Genomic DNA, 18,216 nt, shown 5'->3' on the forward strand with positions numbered 1-18,216 from the left:
GCTAAACGTAACAACCATTTTAACCCATGCAAAAGGCAAGAAGCAACCGAAGTCACGCCTTCTGGTTGCTTCCAACATCATCACATACAAAAGATATGCTGTCCGATTGTTTTCACTTGTGGGCGGGTCCAGATCCATTTGGATGTTGCTGTTTTCGGGTTAAAATAATAGAGACATCCACCGGACGGATCCCATCCATTCAGGGCCTGCTCAACTGCCTTTTTGGCTTGTGCGTTCGGTTCCAGATAGATCTGTCCGTCTGCTACAGCCGTAAATGCACCTGGCTGAAAGATCACGCCAGAAGGCGTATTTGGAAAGCTTGGTGATTTCACGCGATTCATAATTACTGCCGCTACTGCGACTTGACCTTCAAACGGTTCCCCTCGGGCCTCACCATATACTGCGTTAGCCATAATTTTGAGTTCATTCTCCGAGAGACCGAGTGCATTGGCAGATCCCATATTATCTTGCTCTTTATCTGCCGTATTGTTACTACTATCACTTCCACCTGAAGGTTTTTCCTTGTGCAATGGCGTTTCCGTTGGCGACCATTTGGTTGAAGCATTATACAATTTCAGTTTGGTTTCAGCTCCAACGACACCATCGGCCTTCATACCAAATTCGGATTGAAACCATTTGACGGATTTCAGCGTGCTGTTGCCAAAATTGCTATCGATTTTACCATTGTAAAATCCCAAATACTTGAGCCGGCCTTGAAGCTCATACACATCCTGACCGTAACTTCCATATTTCACAGCGTTGCTGCTGAAAGTAGGCAAGGCTTTCTCTTCAACTTGTGGTGCGCTTTGATTCGAACTTTCGGTTGCTGCATTCTCAGGAAGCAAATAGCGGATTCCCAATGCGGACATCAGCAAAATAGCAGTGAAAAGCCATATGTTCATTTTTCGCATCGACTGTGCTCTACCTTTCTCTTGTGGGATTAACAGAATCGCTAAGGTTATTATGACAAGCCTGCTTGCTTCCTATGCACTAAATCATCCGATCATTGGACATCATGGTAAAACTTCAGTCAAATTGTATGAAAAAAGCCCCCAACCATTAAGGTTGAGGGCTCGAATCGCCTGAATATTCATGTGCATTACAAGCTACGAGCTTATTTTGTTTTGTTGGTACTCTTCAAGCGAGACCAAAACTTCCCGTGGTTTGCTACCCTCGTAAGGACCAATCACGCCCCGGGATTCCATGGAGTCAATCAAACGTGCGGCACGGGTGTATCCTACTCGCATTCGACGTTGTAGCAGAGAAACAGACGCTTGTTTGGCCTCCAGAATAATCTGTACTGCCTTTTCGTATAACTCGTCCTGTACTTCATCTTCAGCCTGGATAGAGTCGTCCACCTCAGGTACAAGGGACTCATCATACTGTGCTTCACCTTGACCACGTACATAATTCACAATACTTTCCACTTCTTCATCACTCATAAAAGCACCTTGTACACGAACCGGTTTCGATGCGCCCATTGGCATGAATAACATGTCTCCGCGACCCAACAATTTCTCGGCCCCACCCATATCCAGAATGGTTCGAGAATCCACCTGTGAGGATACACCGAAGGCGATACGAGAAGGTATGTTGGCTTTGATTACGCCAGTAATAACATCCACAGAAGGCCGCTGTGTAGCAATAATCAGATGGATACCGGCTGCACGAGCCATCTGGGCAAGCCGCGCAATCGCATCTTCAACATCTCCGGCTGCAACCATCATGAGATCTGCAAGCTCATCCACAATGACAACAATATAAGGCAGAACAGCCGCAGGATTATCTTTCATCAGATTATTGTAACCTTCAACGTTACGAGTGCCTGATTTGGAGAACAGTTCATATCGTTTCTCCATCTCAACCACAATCTTTTTGAGAGCAAGTGACGCTCTCTTAGGATCAGTTACTACCGGTGCCAGCAAATGGGGAATCCCGTTATATACGTTCAACTCAACCATCTTGGGATCGACCATCAGGAACTTCACTTCATCCGGCTTGGCTTTGTACAATATGCTGGTAATAATTCCGTTAATACACACCGACTTACCGGAACCTGTAGCACCCGCAACCAGCAAATGGGGCATACGAGCCAAGTTACCAATAATCGTCTGTCCCGAGATATCTCGGCCAAATGCAATGGTCACTTTGGATTCTGCATCCTGGAACGTTGCTGTCTCCATTACTTCACGCATCGTTACAACCGATACTTCACCATTAGGTACTTCGATACCAATAGCAGACTTTCCGGGAATCGGTGCTTCCATCCGAATATCTTTTGCCGCCAGAGCCAACGCGATATCATCCGTTAGGCTGACAATTCTGCTGACCTTGACGCCAATGTCAGGTTGAATTTCATATCTTGTAACTGCAGGACCCCGAACCACTTCAAGTACTTTGGCACGAACACCGAAGCTTTCCAGTGTGGCTTCCAGCTTACGTGCTGTCTGCATATAATCCTTCTGGTCACCCGCCTTGCCCCCATTGTTTGGCTTGGCAAGTAGACGGAATGATGGCAGCTTGTACGGCTTAGGAGGTGGCGGTGGTGGTTTCACCGGTTGTGTGTCCTGCCCTTCAGGAGTTGGAGTATCTGTACCCTGCATTGCATCATTAGGTACTTCTTCTCCACTCTGAATCTCATCCACAGCATTCATCCCGTTTGTACCCGCATCGGATGCAGACCACTCTGTCTCTACCAGTTCATCCGTTATTTTAATGGTATGCTCGCCCTGTTGTACTACGTTTGGATCGACCAGATTATCCGGGAAAGGATAAGCATCGTCCAGATCATCTTCAATGCTTGCCTCTTCTGTTCTGACATGCTCAAAAAAGTCTCGAATGATCGGCGCTGAGTTAGGTTTAGCCTGAACAGGAACACGTGATGAAGCTGATTTGTTAGTTACGTCTTCGGTTGCATCCTGCCACGCCTCTAGATTGTGATCTTGTTCGGCGCGGTACACAATCTGTTCTGTTTCTGCCGAATCGACCTCATCCATTTCACGTCCTGATGTCGCCTGTTCCCGTTTAGATCCCCATTTTCCGAAAAGTTGGAAGAATATGGGCGATTTTCGTTTTGGCAGATGCTGTTCCTCTAATTCATCCTCATACTCGTCTTCGTCATCTTCAACAGGAACAGGTACCACTTTACGAGCATTCGCCTTTTTCCTGTCATCAGCAACTGAAGCAGAGCGCGCAGCAGTTCTGGACTCCAACTTCTTGTACATTGTACTTCCGGCATCCCAGACCTTGGTTCTGAATATTCGAATCAGATCTACATAAGAGAGATTCGTAATCAGCATAAAACTGATGACAAACATCACGATCATGATAAGCCTTGCCCCAAGGCTGCCAAACAGCCACAGGAAAAGAACAAATTGTCCAGCTCCAAGATAACCACCGCTGATGTCCTTGTTAAGCATGGAGTCCCTCTCACCTGGCGTAGCGGGGGTTAGCAACTCGGTTTGCATATCATTATGTACCTGTGTAATCACAGCACCAGGCTCAAGCGCACCTACCGGAATGAGCTTCTGGTGCATTGCAGAGACGGTGCTCATCAGGGTTAAGGCAAAGACCAGCAGTACCAGTCCTGTTTTGCGTGTGGTCCAGCCACTCGGCCATTTCCGGTGAATCATCACCATGAGACCATAATAAATACCAACAAGTGGAATCGCAAAATAAAACTTACCAAGCATCAGTCCGAACATCTTGGAAAGCGAACGTCCAACGGTGGCTTCACCCGATAATGCTATGACAGCAAGGGTAATAAGCACAATCCCGTAAATTTCATATTTTAAAACGCCGCTAAAGCCAGCGCCCTTTTTTTTCCTCTTTTTTCTTCTGGCCAAAATCAGGTCACCCCCAGAAGAATATTATACCATACAAATATATTCCGTACATATGTTCTTTTTCTGCTCAATTTGTCTGAATTCGTCGCGTTATGCTGATCCCAAGTTACCTGAAATCGGAATGGTCGAACCGGGCATATTAGCAGGATTGAGATAGGCTTCAAGTGGACAATCCAACAAACGTACAATAACAGCTTCATTGTCATTAACAGGTCTCACCTGCATCAATAAACCATTCATCTTGATCTCCTTTGTATCTTCGCCCTCTTTCCACATTCCCGACCAGAGTTGTTCCGGGGGCATCACGGTGTATAATGTCATTGGGTATAACCTCCCGCCTGCAGGGTCTGTCTCTTGTCTCCTATGAGCTGATTTAACTGAGCAATAGCCTGTCCAATCCCGCCCACTGCATCCATTAATCCATGTTTCACTGCATCTGCGCTTCCTACAGCTGTACCAATATCCCGATTCAACTCACCAGTCTTAAACATCAGTTCTTTGAACATCTCTTCAGAGATATTCGAATGAGAAGTCACGAACCGAACAACCCTTTCCTGCATTTTCTCCATATACTCAAACGTTTGAGGTACACCAATGACAAGGCCGTTCATCCGAATCGGATGGATCGTCATCGTTGCACTTCCGGCAATCAGGGAATATGTTGAAGCTACAGCAATCGGTACTCCAATGCTATGCCCGCCTCCAATGACCACAGTAACCGTAGGTTTGCTCAGAGAAGCAATCATCTCTGCAATGGCCAGACCCGCCTCTACATCTCCACCTACCGTGTTCAAAATGATCAGAATACCTTCAATACGCTGATTTTGTTCTGCGGCCACCAGCTGTGGAATGATATGCTCATACTTTGTTGTTTTATTTTGTGGCGGCAAAATCAAATGCCCTTCGACCTGTCCAATAATGGTCATACAGAAAATATTCGATTCACCTGCAGGCGACTGTGTCTGCCCAAATTGCTGAATAGTCTCTGTCACGGGAGAGATGGCCTTCTCCTCCTGAATCGGAATCTCCGGAGCTTCAACTTCCGGTTGATTGGATTTTGATGCCTGCTTGCCATTCATACGTTCATTCATTTCAATAATCCCCTTCTCCAGAAACATTTAATGTATTTCCTTAGTATGGGGATTTTTCCAACCGCCTTATACCCGATATATCAAATTGCTTCACATATTGAACCTATTGCAGATCTTCCTGAAAACGCAAAAAAAGCCCCTTCTCTACGAGGAACCGTCCAATATTACTCGTAGAGAAGGGGCGACTGTGTGCCTGAATATATGTTTTTGTTTAGCTTATTTTAAACTTCCATAATGATTGGCAAAATCATCGGTCTACGACGAGTTTGCTCATACAGGAAGCGTCCCAGTGCATCTTTAACATTCGTTTTGAGTGAAGCCCACTCGTTAACGTTCTCACTCATCAACTTCTGCAATGTGCTGCTAACGATCCGGTTGGCCTCATCCAGTAGTCCTTCCGATTCACGTACATACACAAATCCGCGAGAGATGATGTCAGGGCCGGAAACAATTTTTCCATCCTGTTTGCTCAGTGTTACCACAACAACAAGGATACCATCTTGTGACAACAATTTGCGGTCACGAAGTACAATGTTACCCACATCGCCTACACCCAAGCCATCGATCAACACATTACCTGCAGTAACTTTACCTGCTCTACGTGCTGCTCCACCTTGAATTTCAATCACTTCACCGATATCCGTGATGAAAATGTTCTCAGGTTCTACCCCTACAGATTCAGCAAGAACCGCGTGGCGACGCTGCATACGGAATTCACCGTGAATTGGCAAGAAGAATTTCGGTTTCATCAGGTTGAGCATCAGTTTCAGCTCTTCCTGGCTACCGTGACCAGATACGTGGACACCACTGTTAGCACCGCTGTAATGCACGTTAGCGCCCAGACGGAACAGTTCATCAATCGTACGGCCTACATATTTTTCATTACCTGGAACCGGAGTTGCTGCGATAATGACGGTGTCACCTGGCAGGATGTCCACTTTACGGTGTGTGGAACGAGCCATACGTGTCAGTGCTGACATTGGCTCTCCTTGACTTCCTGTGCAGAGAATCACGACACGATCAGCTGCCATCTTGCCTACTTCTTCAGGTTCAATGATCATGCCATCCGGAATCTCAAGATAACCCAGTTCTGAAGCAATACCAACCACGTTCACCATGCTGCGTCCGATAACTGCAACTTTACGTCCAGTCACTTCTGCTGCATTGATCACCTGTTGGATACGGTGTACGTTGGAAGCAAATGTCGCTACAACAACACGTTGACTTGCTTTACGGAAGATATCTTCCAGCACGATACCCACATTTTTCTCCGATGGTGTGAATCCAGGTTTCTCAGCGTTCGTACTGTCGGACAACAGCGCTAACACGCCATTTGTTCCGATCTGTGCCATACGCTGAAGATCTGCATATTGACCATTGACTGGAGTATGGTCGAATTTGAAGTCACCCGTGTGAACAACTGCACCTTCCGGTGTTTCGACACATACACCAACAGAATCCGGAATACTATGGTTAGTAGCGAAGAACGATGCTTTCAGAACAGATCCAAGTTGGATCTCGGAATCAGCATCAATCAGAATACGTTTTGTTTCACCCAGCAAATTCGCTTCTTTCAACTTGTTTTCTACAAGTCCAAGCGTAAGTCTTGTTCCGTATACAGGAACATTCAGATGTTTGAGAACATATGGCAGACCACCAATGTGATCCTCATGTCCGTGAGTAAGGATGATTCCTCTTACTTTGTCACGGTTCTCAGTCAGGTAAGAAATGTCAGGGATGACAATATCAATACCAAGCATATCTTCTTCCGGGAATTTAAGACCAGCATCTACGACTACAATGTCGTTGGCGTATTGGATGACGTACATATTTTTACCAATCTCGCCTACGCCGCCCAAAGCAAAAATCATCAGTTTATCGTTATTATTTTTCTTAGACAAATGAATCTAAACCTCCTATGGTAGTTGGACGTCGTACCTTATTATTTATTGTAAGTTAAGAAAAGTAGTCCACACATCACATACCCACCTATCGGGATGAATGCAAAAGAACACCTTTATTCACGATATTTGGAAGAAGTTCTTCGAAGTTATTCCCCTTTACCAACAAGTTGGATTTGAAATTTCCTCTTAGCCGTTCCTTCCTTTTTCACCGCAAAGCTACACCACGAAGCGATGTCGCTTTCAATTTCAAAAAAATACCGCACCCAGTCACTTGACATCATTATACATGATTAAAAACAAAAAAAACAAGTCACTCTCTCGTTAACCTGTAGGTTTCCCCTTAGCAGTGGAAAAGAAACCTCATATTACTTGTTAAAAAAAGAACCGCAACCTCTACGAAGAGGCGCGGTTCTTTTGCTGATCTGAAGGATATTCCCATGATTAATAAAATAGTTCCATATACAACCAAAATGATTACAAATTAAGCAGACCTTTGATATAATCCTGCTCCTCTTCCGTTGGAGGAATAAGGGGCAATCGTACGGAGCCAACGTTCAAACCACGCAATGTCAGCGCATATTTCACCGCTACCGGGTTCGGTAGAGGCTGTGGACACTCAAATAGGCCTTTAAACACTGGGAACAGCTGCTGATGAATCTGAGCAGCCTGAAGAGGTGATCCACCATAGAACAAATCAATCATTTTCTTCATCTCTGCCCCTACAACATGACTGGCCACACTGACAATTCCATGTGCGCCAACTGCAATCGCTGGTAAGCCTGAAGCATCATCACCGGAATAGACTCTGAAATGTTCTGGAGCACTTGCTGCAATCAGCGTAACCTGTTCCATAGACGCACATTCCTTCGTAGCGACGATGTTAGGAATCTGTGCAAGACGAAGCGTTGTCGCTGCTGACAGGCTGGTTACTGTACGCCCAGGTACGTTGTAGAGCATAATTGGCAGCTTGGTGGAGCCTGCAATCGCTTCAAAATGTTTGAACAAACCTTCTTGGCTAGGTTTGTTGTAATACGGAACAACCAACAATATGCCATCCACTCCGGCACGTTCAGCTTCCTGTGTCAAATGGATGGAATGTGCCGTGTTATTGCTTCCCGTTCCGGCTATAATTTGGCACCGACCGGCCGCATGTTTCACTGCAAATTCGAATAATTGAACTTTCTCAGTATCACTAAGTGTTGGAGACTCCCCTGTTGTTCCAGAAACCACAAGCGTCTCCGACTTTTGATCTACAATCAGATAGTCGATTAGACGTGCCGTTTCCTCCCAATGAATCTCTCCTTGTTCATTGAACGGAGTGACCATTGCTGTAATCAATCTTCCAAAGTCCAATTCGATTCCTCCTTCAAAACAGGTTTGGCTCCTCTAACTTCAGTTATTTACAAATGAAGTTCGAATGAGGCGTGAAGTGCCCTCAGGGCCTGAACCATATCTTCTTTTTTTACGAGTACCCAGATCGTTGTATTCGAATCTGCCGATTGCAGGATCTGAATGTCTGCCAGTGTCAAGGACTCCACGATTCGAGCCATGATTCCAGGTACACCATTAATACCTCCGCCAATGACGGAAACTTTGGCACAACCGGACAGGCTTTGTGGCTTGAGACCTATCTCCTGCAATACCTGTATGGCTTTCTCGGAATCACTATCAAAAACCGTATAGACAACACCCGAGGGGGTAACATTAATAAAATCAACGCTGATTGAATTCTCAGCCATGGTTTTGAACACTTTTAGTTGCAATCGATCTGCACCACCACCAGGCACATCCACCGTAATTTGCGTTACATTGCTCACGTAGGCGATGCCTGTTACATAACGGTCAACAATGCCTGTCTGCACATCCTGGAATCCTTCCGGATGCGTAACCAGCGTTCCCTCCGTGTCTGCAAAAGTAGATCTTACCCGCACTGGAATCTGGGATTGCATCGCAATCTCAACCGCACGTGGATGGATTACCTTGGCCCCGTGGTGGGCCATGTTACAGATCTCTGCATAACTCACAACAGTCAGTGGACGTGCATCCTCAACAATTCGCGGATCAGCGGTGAGTATCCCGTTCACATCTGTGTAGATATCCACCATTTCAGCACGTAATGCTGCACCGAGAGCTGTAGCAGACGTATCGCTTCCCCCACGACCCAATGTCGTGAAGTCTCCGTTCTCTGTCTGCCCCTGGAATCCGGTTACAACAACGACACGGCCAAGCTGAAGCTGCTCCAACACACGAACAGGACGGACATCCAATATCCGGGCATTCCCGAAATTGTCGTCCGTCACAAAACCTGCTTGTGCACCGGTCAGCACTGTAGTTGGAATGCCTTCATGTTCGAGTAAACTGCTCAACGTTGTCGCCGATATGATTTCACCACAGCACAGCAGTAAATCCTTTTCGCGTGCGGATAGTGCGTTTCCGTTCTGTGCAGCCCAATCCAGCAACGTATCAGTCGCATATGGCTCGCCGCGGCGCCCCATCGCAGACACAACGATGACCAGACTCAATCCTGCTTCAAGTTCACGTTTAACATGACGGAGCACATGCTCTCTCGCCTGAACAGTGGAGAGAGACGTGCCTCCGAATTTCTGTACCATGATACGCATCTTTATTCCTCCATTTGTGTACGCAAGAAGACTGGACACGGGTCAAATCAACAAATGGATCACTCTAGGGAGCGTTCTGATGCGATAATTTCAGCATTTTATACGGCATTCCATGCCGCTCCTTATTTTCTGTAATTGTCTGGGACAATCGCAAATCAAAGGTCGCGGTTGTTAACGAGGTCATGATGCATACATTCACAATAGACCTCTCCCGCTTGCTTAACCTGTACTGCCCGCAAGCAGGAATGCCTTATAGACAGGAACGTGGACATAGTAGCTGTTCAATCCAGCATTTCGTCCCCCATGATTTTCTTTGTCTCTCGAACCCTTCTTCATTTCTCCAAGCGCATAAACGTTGTCACCAAATCATTGTTCCATCAAGCCTGTGAAGAACGCTCCACAATCATCGGCTGCAACTGTTTGCCCTCAAGAGCACTCCAGCAAGCCTCTGGAATCAATTCCATTTTGGCGACTAACGAGTTTGGTTTTTTCACTGGATCGTCTTGCCCAAATGGCACAAAATACAAGTATTTGGCCACGAGCAATTTGGCGATATTCGCAGCATTCAAGCCCAGACCGTCATTCGTGGAAATCGCGAGCACAAGCGGACGCTGATTGCGCATCTGCGCTTTGGCTGCCATTAGCACTGGACTGTCGGTCATCGCATTAGCCAGCTTGCTTGTTGTATTCCCTGTGCATGGAGCAATAACCAGCACATCAAGCAGCTTGGAAGGCCCTAATGGCTCCGCTTCAACAATTGTAGAAATGATATCATTACCTGTTATATCTTTCAACTGTTTTTGCCAATTTTGCGCCGTACCAAAGCGTGTATCCGTCGTCAGAACCGAATTCGAAATAATCGGAATGACGTTGGCACCTTCAGCTACGAAGCGGCTAATTACCGGCATAACCTCTTCAAACGTACAATGAGAACCCGTAATTGCATAACCTACCGTTTTTCCCTGCCAGTTCATGATTTAACCTCCCGTGCGTTCTGTTCTTCCAAAAGCAAACGGATCAACGCGTCGGCAATAATGCCGCCAGCCGTTTTGGGAGCAACAATGCCGGGGAGGCCAGGCGCAAGTAGCGCTTTGATACCGCGTTTGTCGGCATACCTGAAATCACAGCCGCCAGGAGCGGATGCGAGGTCGATAATGACAGCCTTTTGCGGCATTCTGGACAGGATTTGTGCTGTGATTATCATAGTCGGTATCGTATTAAAAAGCAAGTCAACTTCCCCGGTCTGAGCGGCCAAATCCGTTGTCATGAAAGGCTTCCAGCCCATTATTGTAGCGCGGGCAGCATCCTCTTCCCGCCTGATTCCCACCCGTACATTTGCTCCAAGTCCCTGCAGTGTTTTGGCCATTGTGAATCCTGTTCGACCAATGCCAAGCACAATGCATTCCGAACCATGGATTGTGAAGTCCGTCTCCCGAATAGCTATGGCGATGGCTCCCTCAGCTGTTGGAATAGAGTTATAAAGTGCAATATCATCACGATCAAGTACTTCAACAAGTCGCAGCCCATTTTCAAGACAAAGTTCGCGCAAGAACGGCTTTGCCATACCTGTGAACACAATACAATGCTCTGGTAATGCTGCAATATGTTCCTTTTTCAGATAGATCGGTGTGTCACTAAATGAAGTACTTACTTTTCCCTGCTCATCGCAACCGACAACAGGCAGTACGAGCACATCTGCGGAAGCAAACACTTCGTCCTCCAGTTCCTGGTGCTCGATCCCTGGAATGGAACGTTCTATTTTATCGAAACCCACCACACTTACCGTTGCATCCAGCTCAGCGCACTTTTGAATGACTTCAAGCTGCCGCGCATCTCCGCCCAGGACTACAATCCGGACTCCGGTCAGCATCGGGACGTCACTCCTTTCACCACATGTATGCCTTATCGTATGCAGGGGCCCACAGGGGGGTGAAAACAATAATTGCATTCCACCGTCTGTTTCTCGAATGTAAAAAAGAGCCGCCCCTGTCAGGGACGACTCTAAAGAATGGGTATATTTACGCTGCTTATTTCCCGGTATGACCGAATCCACCTTCGCCACGTACTGTTTCCGAAAGTTCATTCACTTCCGTCAATTCAACCGTAGGCACGGTCTGGAAGACGATCTGTGCGATGCGCTCTCCCCGTACAATCGTGAACGGTTCCTGACCCAGATTAATCAACAGCACTTTAACTTCTCCGCGATAATCCGCATCAATGGTCCCCGGTGTGTTGAGGCAAGTAATACCATGTTTGAAAGCCAGTCCGCTCCGAGGACGGATCTGTGCTTCCAATCCAGCTGGCATTGCCATCGCAAGTCCGGTAGGAATCAGTGTACGCTGACCCGGCTGCAATACAACATCTTCCTGAAGTGCAGCTACTACATCAAAGCCAGATGCCAGCTCCGACATTTTTTGAGGCAGTTTAATATCTTCATTGCCCGGCAGTCTCTGTATTTGAACGTAATGCAACAAAATCATCCCTTCTCAATCCAGCGATCGTCTTATCTGAAGCGCCAACCATAGCAAGTGCAAAAGGTTCAGCAAACATCAGATCAAGTACCGCGTTAATATCGTCCATGGTAACTTGCTCAATTTTGGTGATCATCTCATCCAGCGTATGGTGTCTGCCCAGCATGAGCTCGTTTTTACCCAGACGATTCATGCGACTGCCTGTGCTTTCCAGGCTCAGAATCAAGCTACCTTTCAGCTGTTCTTTTCCTTTACGAAGTTCATCTTCGGACAAGCCGTTTACAGCCAGGTCGCCCAGAACTTCTTTGGTCAGATCGAGCACTTCTTTGGTCTGTTTCGGTGCTGTACCCGCGTATATCGTGAAAAGTCCGCTGTCCGCATGAGAGCTATGATAGGAATACACGGAGTACGCAAGACCCCGTTTCTCACGAATTTCCTGGAACAGTCTGGAGCTCATGCCTCCACCAATGGCGTTATTCAGAACAACCATAGCGAATTGCAGCGGATCTCCGATTTTACAGCCCGGGAACGAAATACAGATATGATTCTGTTCCGTTTTCTTTTTGTGAAAGAGCTGTCCGCTTTGGAAAGCTGGCATCGTGACTGCTTCCGTTACTCCATTTACATCAAAAGCACCAAAATGCTTCTCCATCAGATCGATTACACTGTCATCAATATTACCCGCGATAATAATGACTGTATTCTCAATCGTGTAGTGCTCCTTCATATATGCACGCAGATGACTGGAATCCATCGCTTTGAGACGTTCTTCTGTACCCAGGATTGGGTATGCGAGAGGATGCTCACCATAGGCGGCCAAGGCCATCAGATCATGAACCATATCATCCGGCGTATCTTCATACATCGAGATTTCTTCCAGAATGACGTTTTTCTCCTTGATCAATTCACCATCATCCATTTTGGATCGGAAAAACATATCAGACAATACATCAACCGCAATCGGCAAATGTTCATCCAATACTTTAGCATAATAACACGTGTATTCTTTGGAAGTGAATGCGTTCACGTTACCGCCAATCGCATCGAACTGCTCCGCAATCGCCTTGGCATCATAACGATCGGTTCCCTTGAATAACATGTGTTCAATAAAATGTGATACTCCGTTACTTGCAGGTTGCTCATTGCGCGAACCTGTCTTGACCCATATTCCGAAAGACACAGAACGGCAGGTCGGTATCTGTTCCATGACAACTCTGAGGCCATTGCCCAGCTGAATTTTTTTCATGGTTGGCCCTCCTACATCTCTATAATTGCCTTGATCTCAACCTTGAAATTGAAATCGACATTTGGTTCCAACTGTTTGATATTAACAAAAAAACAACGTTCACTCAACCGCAGACGTATTTACACGTTCCGAAGACAGCGTCTCAGTTACTGTTCCAAGCACCAAACCTTTGGCCCGTATGGATTGAATCATGCCCTTTAAAGCTCCCGAAGAAGCAGCTGTAGGGTGCATTAGTATTAACGTCCCAGCCTCGGTATTTTTAGCAATTTTGGCAACAACGGCATCCGGGCTTGGCTTACGCCAATCCACAGTATCTACTGTCCATAACACGGTTTGCAGTCCCATGGATGAAGCAATGTCAACGGTCTTCTGATTAAAGTCACCGGAAGGCGGAGCAAACCAACGATTCTCTACGCCCAATGTTTTATGGAGCAGATCCTGGGTTTTGCTAATTTCCAGCTTGGCCCGTTCTGCGCTCAATCGACTCATATTAGGGTGAGAATATGCATGGTTGGACATCTCATGCCCACGTTTCTGAATTTCTTTGGCCAGTTCAACATTTTTGCTTAACCAACTTCCATCCAGAAAAAAAGTAGCCTTCACTTTCTCGGCATCGAGCGTATCCAGCATCGGTTTAATGTATTCGTTCCCCCAGGCCACATTAATCATAAAAGAAACCATCGGTTTGTTTGCATTCCCCCGATAGATCGGATGTGCACCCAAATCCTTAAGCTGGATCTCCGGCTCAATCTGACGGTAGACATACGCTATTTTGGTATTCAACGTTCCACTCAGCGCCTTACGGTATGTCGCTTCCACATCAATCTCCATGCCATTATAACCAGGAATCGCTTTCCATACCCGATCCACTCTGGCATTTACCGGAGCAATTTTCGTTTCAGCCGCTTTATCCCGAATCGCAGACAACAGCGCATCTTCTCCAGTTGCCTCCTTAAACATGTCAAAAGCATTTTGCGTACCTGGCCCATCACGGATCTCCGTAATGTATGTACGTACACTGCCAACTTGTCCGATCAATATGACCGCAGTCACACCCGCCAGAACAGCCGCCAGCTTTTTGGATTGGTTTCCCACAGCTCCATCCTCCCGCCGTCTTTGTCCCCATCATATGAGGACAAGGGCAAAAATATGAATAAAAAGCCATGGTTCCATTCATGCTTATTATATTTAAACGTTAAAAAAAGAGCCAGAAATTCACATTCTGTCTCTTCATTCAATCTATCCATTTATAACCTGTCGCTTCGGTATCCTAGGATTGAGCCGGAGCTTCAGCAGTCAAAACTGCTTTACGGGACAAGTTGATTCGACCTTGTGGGTCAATTTCCGTTACTTTTACCGTAATGGAATCACCGATAGCTACAACATCTTCCACTTTGGCAACACGTTCAGTTGACAGTTGCGAGATGTGTACCAGACCTTCTTTGTTCGGAAGTACTTCAACGAATGCACCGAATTTCTCTACGCGTTTTACTTTGCCGACATAAATCTCGCCGACCAATACTTCGCGCACAATACCTTCGATGATCGCTTTGGCTTTATCATTCATCTCCTGGTTAGAAGAAGCGATAAAGACACGTCCATCCTGTTCGATATCAATTTTAACACCGGTTTCTTCGATGATTTTATTGATAATTTTACCACCTGCACCGATCACGTCACGGATTTTGTCCGGATTGATATGCATCGTTGTAATTTTAGGCGCATATTGTGATAACTGCTCACGTGGAGTTTTCAAAATTTCGTTCATTTTGCCCAAAATGTGCATACGACCTTCTTTGGCTTGCGCCAATGCATCAGACAAAATTTGACGATTAATACCATCAATTTTAATGTCCATTTGAATCGCGGTTACACCTTCAGGTGTTCCTGCTACCTTGAAGTCCATGTCACCCAGGTGATCTTCCATACCCTGAATATCACTCAGAATGGATACATGATCACCATCTTTGATCAGACCCATAGCCACACCCGCAACCGGAGCTTTGATTGGAACACCTGCATCCATCATAGCTAAAGTGCTGGCACAGATACTTGCCTGAGATGATGAGCCGTTGGATTCCAGAACTTCAGATACCAAACGAATCGTGTACGGGAAATCCGTTTCGGAAGGGATCACTTTGGAAAGAGCACGCTCACCCAGAGCACCATGTCCGATTTCGCGACGACCTGGAGCACGCAATGGACGCGCTTCACCTACGCTGAATGGTGGGAAGTTATAGTGATGCATGAATCGTTTCGTTTCTTCAAGACTGATTCCGTCCAAAATCTGAACATCACCCAGTGCACCAAGTGTACAAACGCTAAGTGCTTGCGTTTGACCGCGCGTAAACAGTCCTGTACCATGTGCACGTGGCAGCAGAGATGTATCACATTCAATTGGGCGAATTTCAGCAAGTCCACGTCCATCCGGACGAACTTTATCATGCGTGATCAGACGACGCACTTCTTCTTTGACGATATCGTGCAGAACTTCCTTCACGTCTTTGAGCAATTCCGGACTTTCAATATATTTCTCTTCAAAGTGAGCAACGGTTTCGTCATTCACTACATCGATTGCATCTTGACGAGAATGCTTCTCGGCGATTTTAACCGCTTCGACCAGACGAGCGCTGGCGAATTCACGCACACTGCTGTTAACTTCAGCATTAACGGTACGCAACTTAACAGCCATTTTTTCTTTTCCAGCAACTTGCACAAGTTGTTCGATTACAGCAATAATATTTTGGATCTCATCATGTCCAAACATGATTGCTTCGAGCATCACTTCTTCCGGCACTTCGTTTGCTTCGGCCTCAACCATCATAATGGCATTTTTGGTTCCTGCAACGACCAGTTCAATATCACTGACTTCAAGCTGTGCAATCGTTGGGTTAATGATGAACTCGCCATCAATACGTCCCACTTTCACGCCACCAATCGGTCCGCTGAATGGAACATCCGAAATGCTCAATGCTGCTGATGTACCAATCATTGCAGCGATTTGCGGTTCGCAATCCTGATCCACACTCATAACGATATTCAGAACTTGTACATCATTACGGAAGCCTTCAGGGAACAAAGGACGAATCGGACGGTCCGTCAGACGGCTCGAAAGAATCGCTTTCTCACTTGGTCTGCCTTCACGTTTAATAAATCCACCCGGGATTTTACCTACGGCGTACAATCTTTCTTCATAGTTCACCGTTAATGGGAAAAAGTCCAGATCTTTCGGCTCACTTGATGCTGTCACGGTACACAATACCACGGTATCCCCGTATGTTACCTTAACGGCAGCATTAGCCTGCTTGGCCAAACGCCCGGTCTCAAGCGTAAGCTTTCTTCCACCAAGCTGCATTTCAACACGCTGTTCCATGAAACCCCTCCTTTTATTCGTTCCTAATTCAATGGATTCTGCATATTCACAGTATTTCCTGCTTGTCCTGCATTCATTAGCTATGTATGGATCTTTCAACATGCTAACCTGCACAACAAAAGCTCCTCACGGAGCCCCATCTACAAATATATGGCAACATGTTCATCTACAAAACAACCCGGCTGTAAGTTCCGCTTGTCCTTTTAGACAAAAGAATGACGGATAACAGCCAGGTTGATTTTGAAAACATGTACGATAATTAACGACGCAATCCGAGTTTTTCGATCAGTGCGCTGTAACGTTTAACATCTTTGTTTTTCACGTAAGCCAAAAGCTTACGACGTTGACCTACCATTTTCAAAAGTCCACGACGTGAGTGGTGGTCTTTCTTATGCGTACGCAAGTGGTCTGTCAAACTTGTGATGTTTTCCGTAAGGATAGCAACTTGCACCTCTGGAGATCCTGTATCGGACTCGTGAGTTTTGTGCTCGTCGATCAGTTGTTGTTTACGTTCTTGAGTCAATGCCATCCTGTTCACCTCCTTCAATATAATCGCCATTAGCCTCGTCACCGCCGGTGAGAGCAAGCAACCAAGCCAAGGTTAATGTTGTCTCAATCGACAACGTAGTACAGTATATCATAATTGCCTAGTTAAAGTAAATGTAAACATTCATTTAATACTGAACCTTTAAGATAACAGGCGGCTGGCAGTTAATGCATCTTCACGAATCTGGCTAATTAATGCATCAATGGAGTCAAACTTTCGTTCTGCACGAATATAGTGAACGAGCTCAACCTTTAGTTCCTGGTCATATAAGTGTCCATCAAAATCAAGCAGGTGCACTTCAAACGTAGGTTTCATCCCGCTTTCGTGAAACGTAGGTTTCACACCGAGATTCATTACGCCAGGCAGTTCCTGTTCGCCATACTGCACACGAACAGCGTAAACACCCTTCGACGGGGTAACGTAATGATCCGTGAGTTCAAGGTTGGCTGTAGGAAATCCAATCGTTCGTCCACGCTTCTCCCCGTGAATGACGGTTCCTCTGATGCTGTAAGGTCGGCCAAGCCACTGACTGGCCTCATCCATCTCCCCACGCTTCAATAGGCCACGAATGAGAGAACTGCTCACTTTTTCACCATTTAACAAAAAAGGAGGAACGGTTTCCACCGTCATCTCTCCTTCTCCCAAAGTACGAAGAATTTGTTCATCCCCTGCACCCTTGTGACCAAAACGGAAGTCAAAACCCACCACCGCTGTTCGTGTCTGAAGAGGAATCAACAAGTCGTGTACGAATTGTTGCGGCGTCAACCGTGAGAAATCTTCATTGAACTCCACCACATAGAGTACATCAACGCCCATTCCTGCCAAGATGTCTTCTTTATCTCTCAAGGGAGTTAAATAACCCTCGTAATCCCCTTTGCGCATAACTTCCTTCGGATGTGGATGAAAGGTCATGACCGCTGCCTGCATGCCCGTTTCCCGCGCAATGCGGACAGCTGATAAAATGACACTTGCATGTCCGAGATGCAGTCCGTCGAATTGACCAATCGCAAGCACTTGGGGCAGTGTGCTCAGCTCAGTCGAATGTAACGTCTGCGGATAGGTTAGCATTACGGTTTTCACAATCATTCACCTGCATTTCACTAGATAGGCCAAGCTTG

At 46.3% G+C, this 18,216-nt stretch carries 15 protein-coding genes; all 15 read right to left on the reverse strand.

What is annotated here, in order from left to right; translation table 11 throughout:
- Positions 1–80 precede the first annotated feature (80 nt).
- Positions 81–911 carry a spore cortex-lytic enzyme gene (gene sleB, locus J2Z28_RS06195; RefSeq protein ID WP_211081621.1) on the reverse strand — a complete coding sequence of 277 codons (831 nt, stop codon included), beginning with the start codon at positions 909–911 and terminating at the stop codon, positions 81–83.
- Between the two features lie 195 nt (positions 912–1,106).
- A complete protein-coding gene (locus J2Z28_RS06200; protein ID WP_211081622.1) occupies positions 1,107–3,845 on the reverse strand; it encodes an FtsK/SpoIIIE family DNA translocase in 2,739 nt (912 codons plus the stop codon).
- Positions 3,846–3,935: 90 nt separating this feature from the next.
- The gene (locus tag J2Z28_RS06205) at positions 3,936–4,166 is read right to left on the reverse strand and encodes a YlzJ-like family protein (protein ID WP_211081623.1); all 231 of its coding nucleotides are present in this window, start codon (positions 4,164–4,166) and stop codon (positions 3,936–3,938) included.
- On the reverse strand, positions 4,163–4,936 hold the full coding sequence (locus J2Z28_RS06210) for a ClpP family protease (protein WP_244988143.1): 774 nt from the start codon (positions 4,934–4,936) through the stop codon (positions 4,163–4,165). The genes J2Z28_RS06205 and J2Z28_RS06210 overlap by 4 nt, the downstream gene beginning before the upstream one ends.
- A 221-nt stretch (positions 4,937–5,157) precedes the next feature.
- Positions 5,158–6,837, reverse strand: coding sequence for a ribonuclease J (locus tag J2Z28_RS06215; protein ID WP_076208870.1), 1,680 nt, complete (start codon positions 6,835–6,837; stop codon positions 5,158–5,160).
- A 477-nt stretch (positions 6,838–7,314) separates the two neighbouring features.
- Complete coding sequence (gene dapA, locus J2Z28_RS06220) at positions 7,315–8,193, reverse strand: 4-hydroxy-tetrahydrodipicolinate synthase (RefSeq protein ID WP_211081624.1); 879 nt, start codon at positions 8,191–8,193, stop codon at positions 7,315–7,317.
- A 47-nt stretch (positions 8,194–8,240) separates the two neighbouring features.
- Positions 8,241–9,461 (reverse strand): aspartate kinase, encoded by a 1,221-nt coding sequence (gene dapG, locus J2Z28_RS06225; RefSeq protein WP_036670402.1) that lies wholly within the window; start codon positions 9,459–9,461, stop codon positions 8,241–8,243.
- A gap of 377 nt (positions 9,462–9,838) precedes the next feature.
- Complete coding sequence (locus tag J2Z28_RS06230; RefSeq protein ID WP_062833836.1) at positions 9,839–10,435, reverse strand: dipicolinate synthase subunit B; 597 nt, start codon at positions 10,433–10,435, stop codon at positions 9,839–9,841.
- Positions 10,432–11,331, reverse strand: coding sequence for a dipicolinate synthase subunit DpsA (dpsA, locus tag J2Z28_RS06235; protein WP_017689131.1), 900 nt, complete (start codon positions 11,329–11,331; stop codon positions 10,432–10,434). Before dpsA ends, J2Z28_RS06230 begins: the two co-directional genes overlap by 4 nt.
- A gap of 157 nt (positions 11,332–11,488) precedes the next feature.
- Complete coding sequence (gene dut / locus J2Z28_RS06240) at positions 11,489–11,935, reverse strand: dUTP diphosphatase (RefSeq protein WP_211081625.1); 447 nt, start codon at positions 11,933–11,935, stop codon at positions 11,489–11,491.
- Positions 11,895–13,178: a M16 family metallopeptidase gene (locus J2Z28_RS06245; RefSeq protein ID WP_211081626.1), complete on the reverse strand. Its 1,284-nt coding sequence runs from the start codon at positions 13,176–13,178 to the stop codon at positions 11,895–11,897. The genes dut and J2Z28_RS06245 overlap by 41 nt, the downstream gene beginning before the upstream one ends.
- A 99-nt stretch (positions 13,179–13,277) precedes the next feature.
- Positions 13,278–14,273 (reverse strand): polysaccharide deacetylase family protein, encoded by a 996-nt coding sequence (locus tag J2Z28_RS06250; protein WP_211081627.1) that lies wholly within the window; start codon positions 14,271–14,273, stop codon positions 13,278–13,280.
- 175 nt (positions 14,274–14,448) lie between these two features.
- A complete protein-coding gene (pnp, locus tag J2Z28_RS06255) occupies positions 14,449–16,551 on the reverse strand; it encodes a polyribonucleotide nucleotidyltransferase (protein ID WP_211081628.1) in 2,103 nt (700 codons plus the stop codon).
- 259 nt (positions 16,552–16,810) lie between these two features.
- The gene (gene rpsO, locus J2Z28_RS06260; RefSeq protein ID WP_017689136.1) at positions 16,811–17,080 is read right to left on the reverse strand and encodes a 30S ribosomal protein S15; all 270 of its coding nucleotides are present in this window, start codon (positions 17,078–17,080) and stop codon (positions 16,811–16,813) included.
- Between the two features lie 159 nt (positions 17,081–17,239).
- Positions 17,240–18,178, reverse strand: a complete 939-nt coding sequence (locus J2Z28_RS06265) for a bifunctional riboflavin kinase/FAD synthetase (protein ID WP_415841502.1) — start codon at positions 18,176–18,178, stop codon at positions 17,240–17,242.
- Between the last annotated feature and the right edge of the window lie 38 nt (positions 18,179–18,216).

This window comes from Paenibacillus xylanexedens (assembly GCF_017874615.1).
Lineage (GTDB): Bacteria > Bacillota > Bacilli > Paenibacillales > Paenibacillaceae > Paenibacillus > Paenibacillus xylanexedens.